A 6,790-nucleotide genomic window follows, 5' to 3' on the forward strand; every position below is an offset into this window, starting at 1 on the left:
ATTTGCCAAAAAACTCTAGCGATAGACCTGGTTTGGTTCATAGAATAGATAAAGATACTAGTGGATTGTTAGTGGTTGCAAAAACCGAAAAAGCCATGACGCATTTATCTAAACAGTTTAAAGATAAAACCAGCGAGCGCGAATATATTGCTGTTGTTTGGGGAAACATGAATGAAGACGAAGGCACCATAGAAGCCAATATTGGTAGACATCCAAAAAACAGATTGCAAAACACAGTCTTTTTTGACGATGACGCAGATAAAGGCAGACATGCTATAACGCATTTTAAAGTTTTAGAGCGTTTAACTTATGTAACGTTAGTGTCTTGTAAGCTTGAAACTGGAAGAACACATCAAATTCGTGTGCACATGAAACATATTGGACATACACTTTTTAACGATGAGCGTTATGGAGGTGAACGTATTTTAAAAGGCACAACATTTACTAAATACAAGCAGTTTGTAGAAAATTGTTTTAAAATATTACCTCGTCAAGCACTACACGCAAAAACCTTAGGTTTTGTGCACCCAGAAACTAATGAGTTTATGAGTTTTGAAGCACCAGTTCCTCAAGATATGCAAGAATGTATAGAGAAGTGGAGAGGTTATAGTATACATTTGGAGGCTTAAATTTTTGGCGTTACCTAAAGGTTAGGCTTTTCGTTATATCTTTTTTTTCCGTGCCTCAAAAAAAGAATGCTGCATCAATTACGAAGTAATCACGATTTCTTCCTAAATAATATGTATGAGTAATCCCTAACGAAGGATACTAAATAATCATTGTTTATAACAGCATAGAACAATTCATTTTTATTGTTTTAGTTTTTGTAAGGTAAATTGTAAATTCGTAAAAAAAAATTGAATTTATGAAACTAGTAATATCTCCAGCAAAATCTTTAGATTTTAAAACCGAATTACCAACAACAAAATCTACAGAAGCTCAGTTTTTAAAGCAGTCGCAACGCTTAAATAAAATCCTTAAAAAGAAATCGGCCAAAGATATTTCGGAACTTATGCACGTAAGCGATGCTTTAGGACAGTTAAATTACGAGCGTTTTCAAGTATGGGAATTACCATTTACAAAAGACAATGCAAGACAAGCCATTTATGCTTTTAGTGGAGACGTTTACAGAGGATTGGATGCGTATACAATTCCAACAAAAAAAATAGATATTTTACAAGATAAGGTAAGAATCCTTTCTGGTTTATATGGAGTGCTTAAACCATTAGATTTAATGCAAGCCTATAGATTAGAAATGGGAACAAAATTACCAGTTGGCACAAAAAAGAATCTTTATGAATTCTGGAAAAAAGATGTGGTTAGTTCATTAAACCAAGAGTTAGAAGATAATGAGGTTTTAGTAAACCTAGCAAGTAAAGAATATTTTAAAGCCATAGATTTAAAAGCTTTAAAAGTACCAGTTTTAACTGTAGACTTTAAAGAATTTAAGGATGGTAAATATAAAATTGTAGCCATTTTCGCTAAGCTTGCTCGAGGATTAATGGCAAGATATATTGTAGATAAAAACGCAAAAACAATAGACGATTTAAAAGGTTTTACAAGTAATGGATATGGCTTAAGCGATGAATTGTCGAGTGAGAACCATTTAGTGTTTACAAGATAAAACAAGTAAAGAAAGGTGTGATTAAGGCTTGATTTTTTTATTGATTTCTATTTTAGTTTCTGGTCTAACACGTTTTTTAATTTTAGGCCTTCTTGAACCATAAGTGCCTCTACTAATTTTACCGCGTTTTGTTTTCTTGTCTCCTCTTCCCATATTTATTTCCCATGAAAATGGGATTTTATTAATTAGATATTAAATAGTTATTTCCTATAATGTACTAATTTTCTTGTGTTTTTCTTTACTATATTTAACACTTTAATTTAATTTTAACTAATGCTGTATTACTTAACAATAGCGCTTCAAGGTTTTTGTATTTATCATACTATAAAAAACAGAAACCAATATTACTGGATTTTTATTATCATTTTTATTCCCGTAATTGGGTCCTTAATATACCTTGTAACTCAGGTTTTTAATAAACGTGATGCATCAATTATTAAAGAGAATTTAACATCTGTTTTGGCGCCTACCAAAAAAGTCAAGGATTTAGAAAAGAAACTTCAGTTTTTGGAAACGTTTCAAAACAGATTAGATTTAGCAGATGCCTTCTTTGAGATAAAAGATTATAAAAATGCTATTATTCATTACGAGGTTGCTTTAAAAGATGAAAGTCAAAACAACTACTTTATTCTTGAAAAACTTATTGTAACTTATTACAATTTAGAAGATTATAAAAAAACAATTTTTTATGCCCAAGAGTTAAAACAGCATCAAGAATTTAAGCAGTCTAAATCTGAATTTATTTATGGTTTAGCTTTAGATAAAACTGGACAATATGATGTAGCAGAAAAACACTTAAAAGCAATAGATCAACGTTATTCTAATTATAGTGAGCGTTTAGTTTTAGCTAAATTTTATATTAAAAAAGATAAAATAGAAGAATCCAAGGCTGTTTTAAATGAAATATTTGTGGAATCAAAACACATGACAAAGCCTAATAAACGAAAGTATGGAGTAACAATTAGCGAAGTAGAAAAATTGTTAAAAAGTTTGTAATTTCATATTTAAACACAAACATCCATACAAGCCATTCATAAAAAAGGATACTAAAAAATTAATTGTTGGTACTTTACCTCGACCTAGATTTTCTACAGGAAACCTTTTAGAAAAAGATGTAAATTTTTGTTATGGAAGTTATTATAATAGTCTCTGGTTTTTTATAGACAAAATTCACAACCTTAATTTACGGTATGATAATTCTAATGAAGCTATATAGCAGCGAAAACTGTTTTTAATTAAACATAAAATTGGTGTTTGCGATATTGTGGAAAGTTGTGATCGAGAAAAAGTTGATGCCTCAGACCTAGGAATGTATAATTGTTGTCTTAGAGATATTATAGGTTATTTAAAACAATACCCAAATATTGAAACGCTTTTGTTTATAGGTGGTAATTCTAAAAATGGCCCAGAGTATTTTTTTTAGAAAACACATAAAAAACCACAATATTAAACTTGAACTAGTTTCAAAAGAAACACCTAGAATCCATGAATTTCAGTTAAACTGTCATTCAGCGTCTATAGACTGCACTCAAGATAAAGTAAGCGAACAATCTCAACTAAGAACCATAAAAACGGTTTCGTTAACATCTTCTTCTGGCGCAGCAAATATATCTATTGGTAGCAATGCTTTATACAAACAATTAAAAGCTAGTAATCCAAAATTTAATACTTTCGATTTTAGAGTGCTTCAGTATCGTGAATATTTATAAACTACAAATCATTTTTCAACTGTTTAATTATTTTTTTTATTGCAGACTCAATAGATTTCTCTGGTTCTATAATATTGTATTCTCCCCAAAAATCAGGATCTGCAAAACCAGAGGCTTCATCTGCTAAAATAACATTAGGTTTTAATCTACTTTTAGGTTTGTTTTTAAATGCGATTGTATTTTGGTCCCAGTCTGTTATAGCCATTTCACTTTGCAATGTGTAGCGACTATTAAATAGTTTATTATCCCATTTTACCTTAAAGGTTAATAGTATATTACTGTAGCCAAAATACCATTTACCATCTTTAGTTCTGTAGTTTACACGATACGCAGCTTCTGTAGGATATACAGTTGCTTTACGTGGTTTCTTTTTGTTTAAAACTTACAACAAAAACCAGTTTGTTATTTATTTGGGTAGATTGATCAAAACTAAAAGTGTAATCTTCAATATCTTCGGCATTAAAAATATATTTTGGGTATTTAATTATATCAGTATGTAGCGTACTAAATGGACCACCTTGTAGCTTTAAAGCAAGTGTGTCTAGTCTAGAATAATCAGTGTTTTTTCTTGCTTTTATTAATTTAATAGCATCTGGTCTACTAGAGACATAGGGTTGCTTGTGAATTTTTAAAACAGCTTCAGATAGCGAGGCGTTTTTATTTCTTTTTTTTATGGTTTCTCTATAAAAACTAGTCATAACTTCTTCATTGTTAACATAATTCTCACCTTTTAAACTTAGTGCTTTTACTACTAGGGTTTTTTGCATCTTTTGGTGCATTAACATCAACCTGTGCAAGAACAGTAGCAGCAATAGTTAACGCTATTTTTGTATTTTTACTTTTAAATTGAGATAAAGGGATTTGTTGTTTTTTATAACCTAAATAAGAGATTAAAACAGGTTTATCCATAAACTCATTAGGCACTTTTAATAAAAACTCACCTTCGCTATTAGTGATTGTACTAATATTAGTTCTCATAATTAGTAAATCGGCAAGAGGTAGTGCTTTTTTAGTATCGTCATCTATAACTTTGCCTTTAAATTCATTTGTGTTTTGTGTAATTGCCGTATTTTGAAAACTTATAAAAATTAATGAAAACAGTATAATTTTTAATGTAGCCAAAGGCATATATTTCGTTTTAAATTTCATAATCAATGTGTGTGAATGCTACTTTTTTAAAAATCAATATTATATATTTTTAATCTAGTATCTAGTAAATAAACACTTTACCATACAACATCTGTAAGCCAAGTGGTAGCGTTCTGTAAATAACTTGTATAGTTACAAGGTTCTGTATGTGTTAAGCCGTTAGCAACAACTAGTGTTGTGTTACTTCCAGAAAGTGTGGTATCACTAACCCAAATTTGTGTGTTTTCTAAAGGAAAGAGTTCATCATTTTCACCATGAATCACATAGGTTGGAGTTGGTATAACTCTTGTAGTTCAATCAGAATTATAAGAACCATAGGCACTTGCCATAGAAATCCCAGCAGAAAATAAATTAGAGTGTTTTTCGCTATACCACCAAGCACCAATACCACCATCACTATAACCATTAACTACAACTTTGTTAATGTCTACTGGTAAATAATCGCTTACCAAATCTACAAGTGTTAATACTTGCCTTTGGTTGTATGGCTCAAACCATTGTAAACCTCTGTTGTTTGGACTTATTATAATTGCATCTAAAGCATCGAAACCTGGCTCTACATAACAATCTGTGTTTTTATGAGCGTTTGCATCTCCACCTGAAAAACCATGTAAAGTAATAATTAGTGGTCTGTTATTATTAGTTAGGTCTACATCTGATATGATAACTCTAAATTCCCAAAAAGCATAATCTATCCCAATTAAGGAAACATCATTAATGCCAGGTGAAAATGTTAGATTGTTAAAGTCATTTTGTACATCTGCATAAGTTCTAGCTGGAGGATCGTTGCTATCTTCACTTTTACTACAACTAAAAATTAAGCTAAAAAGTAAAAGGCATGCGAAAAGGTGTTTTAAAGATTTCATAGTTTTTTATTAAAAGCAGTGAAAAATGAGAAATTAATATAGATTAAGTTAAATCAATATTAAAAGTAAGAGATATTAATTTTAGTTTTAAAAAGACAGTATCTTTACAAAAAACAAGTTTTTTTATGCCAACAGACTGTATTTCGTTTAAAGACACAGGATATTTTTCAAAACTTATTTGTGATTATTTAGCAGAAGCTGAAACATTAAAACCATTATATAGCCGTTTTCCAAAGCTTGAGAATTTTAAGGCACAGCTAAAGGAAAAACGGGTTAGTTATAAGCAAGAAACACGAGATGTTTTGGTTACTGTTTTAAAAGAACAATATAAAAACACAAATAGTTCTAAACTTACTTTAGATAATATTGATGCTTTAGCAAAAGACACAACTTTTACAGTAACAACAGGTCATCAATTGAATCTTTTTACTGGTCCTTTATATTTCTTACATAAAATTGTTTCTACAATAAATTTAGCAAAGCAATTAAAAGAAACCTATCCTGAGTATAATTTTGTGCCCATTTATTGGATGGCTTCAGAAGATCATGACTTCGAAGAAATAAACTATTTTAATTTCAAAGAAAAAAAAATACAATGGGATAGAAAAGCATCTGGTGCACTTGGTGCACTAGATACTGAAGGATTAGAAGTCGTCTTCGAAAACTTTTCTAAAGTCTTAGGAATTGGTAAAAATGCCGATATACTTCGTAAGCTTTTTGAAAATACTTATTTAAAGCATGATAGTTTAGTTAATGCAACAAAATATTTAGCAAATGAACTATTTGGAGATTATGGTTTAGTAATTGTTGAAGCTAACAATAGAGAGTTAAAACGTTTATTCATTCCTCAAATAGAAAAGGAACTAGCAGAACAAATTTCGGAACAAAAAGTATTAGAAACCAATATTAAAATAGAAGCTTTAGATTTTGGAATACAAGTAAACCCAAGAGCAATAAATCTTTTTTATATTTCTGAAGGATTAAGAGAACGCATCGTTTTAGAAAGTGATACGTATAAAGTTCTCAATACCAATATAAGTAGGAGTAAGAGTGATATTCTTAAAGAAGTCAATAACTTTCCCGAACGTTTTTCGCCTAATGTAATATTAAGGCCAGTTTATCAAGAAGTGATTTTGCCAAACTTGTGTTACATAGGTGGAGGAGGTGAATTAGCCTATTGGTTTCAATTAAAATCTAATTTCGAAGCTCATAATGTTGTGTTTCCAATGTTATTGTTGCGAAATTCAGTATTAATAAAAACAAAATTACAAGCTACCAAGCTTAATAAATTAAACTTATCCAATAAGTCTATTTTCTTAAAACAAGATGCGCTTATTAATAACATAGTAAAAGAGATTTCTGATATAGATATTGATTTTTCTGGCCAAATGGAGCATTTAAAAAAACAGTTTAAGGATTTATATTCTTTAGCAAAAAAAACT

The 6,790-nt window shown here is 29.9% G+C and carries 10 protein-coding genes and 1 pseudogene; 5 read left to right on the forward strand and 6 right to left on the reverse strand.

Translation table 11 applies throughout. From position 1 onward, the window contains the following. Together QNK89_RS11820 and yaaA are read left to right on the forward strand one after the other, a co-directional pair. The coding region (locus tag QNK89_RS11820) for an RluA family pseudouridine synthase (RefSeq protein WP_340171372.1) at positions 1 to 629 on the forward strand (629 nt) is incomplete at its 5' end. Positions 630 to 865: 236 nt separating this feature from the next. Then, positions 866 to 1,624, forward strand: a complete 759-nt coding sequence (yaaA, locus tag QNK89_RS11825) for a peroxide stress protein YaaA (RefSeq protein WP_340171373.1) — start codon at positions 866 to 868, stop codon at positions 1,622 to 1,624. A gap of 21 nt (positions 1,625 to 1,645) precedes the next feature. Here the strand turns inward: yaaA and QNK89_RS11830 are convergent, their stop codons facing one another. Next, positions 1,646 to 1,777, reverse strand: coding sequence for a 30S ribosomal protein THX (locus QNK89_RS11830; protein WP_340171374.1), 132 nt, complete (start codon positions 1,775 to 1,777; stop codon positions 1,646 to 1,648). 120 nt (positions 1,778 to 1,897) lie between these two features. On the opposite strand from QNK89_RS11830, the gene QNK89_RS11835 reads away from it, so the two are divergent. Both QNK89_RS11835 and QNK89_RS11840 read left to right on the forward strand, forming a co-directional pair. Continuing rightward, complete coding sequence (locus QNK89_RS11835) at positions 1,898 to 2,620, forward strand: hypothetical protein (RefSeq protein WP_340171375.1); 723 nt, start codon at positions 1,898 to 1,900, stop codon at positions 2,618 to 2,620. 4 nt (positions 2,621 to 2,624) lie between these two features. Further along, a pseudogene (locus tag QNK89_RS11840) lies at positions 2,625 to 3,333 on the forward strand (uracil-DNA glycosylase family protein). 1 nt (position 3,334) lies between these two features. Here QNK89_RS11840 and QNK89_RS11845 read toward each other — a convergent pair. The 5 genes from QNK89_RS11845 to QNK89_RS11865 all read right to left on the reverse strand — a co-directional run bounded on the left by QNK89_RS11845 (position 3,335) and on the right by QNK89_RS11865 (position 5,348). Beyond that, positions 3,335 to 3,538: a hypothetical protein gene (locus QNK89_RS11845; RefSeq protein WP_340171376.1), complete on the reverse strand. Its 204-nt coding sequence runs from the start codon at positions 3,536 to 3,538 to the stop codon at positions 3,335 to 3,337. A gap of 151 nt (positions 3,539 to 3,689) precedes the next feature. Further along, positions 3,690 to 4,100 carry a hypothetical protein gene (locus QNK89_RS11850; protein WP_340171377.1) on the reverse strand — a complete coding sequence of 137 codons (411 nt, stop codon included), beginning with the start codon at positions 4,098 to 4,100 and terminating at the stop codon, positions 3,690 to 3,692. Continuing rightward, positions 4,057 to 4,455 (reverse strand): carboxypeptidase-like regulatory domain-containing protein, encoded by a 399-nt coding sequence (locus tag QNK89_RS11855; protein ID WP_340171378.1) that lies wholly within the window; start codon positions 4,453 to 4,455, stop codon positions 4,057 to 4,059. Before QNK89_RS11855 ends, QNK89_RS11850 begins: the two co-directional genes overlap by 44 nt. Before the next feature lie 104 nt (positions 4,456 to 4,559). Further along, positions 4,560 to 4,745, reverse strand: a complete 186-nt coding sequence (locus QNK89_RS11860) for a hypothetical protein (protein WP_340171379.1) — start codon at positions 4,743 to 4,745, stop codon at positions 4,560 to 4,562. Between the two features lie 30 nt (positions 4,746 to 4,775). Then, the gene (locus QNK89_RS11865) at positions 4,776 to 5,348 is read right to left on the reverse strand and encodes an alpha/beta hydrolase (protein WP_340171380.1); all 573 of its coding nucleotides are present in this window, start codon (positions 5,346 to 5,348) and stop codon (positions 4,776 to 4,778) included. 125 nt (positions 5,349 to 5,473) lie between these two features. Here QNK89_RS11865 and bshC point away from each other — a divergent pair. After that, positions 5,474 to 6,790, forward strand: a 1,317-nt coding sequence (gene bshC / locus QNK89_RS11870; protein ID WP_340171381.1) for a bacillithiol biosynthesis cysteine-adding enzyme BshC, incomplete at its 3' end; no start/stop codon positions are given.

The sequence above is a fragment of the Lacinutrix sp. genome, from assembly GCF_037625555.1.
GTDB lineage: Bacteria > Bacteroidota > Bacteroidia > Flavobacteriales > Flavobacteriaceae > Lacinutrix.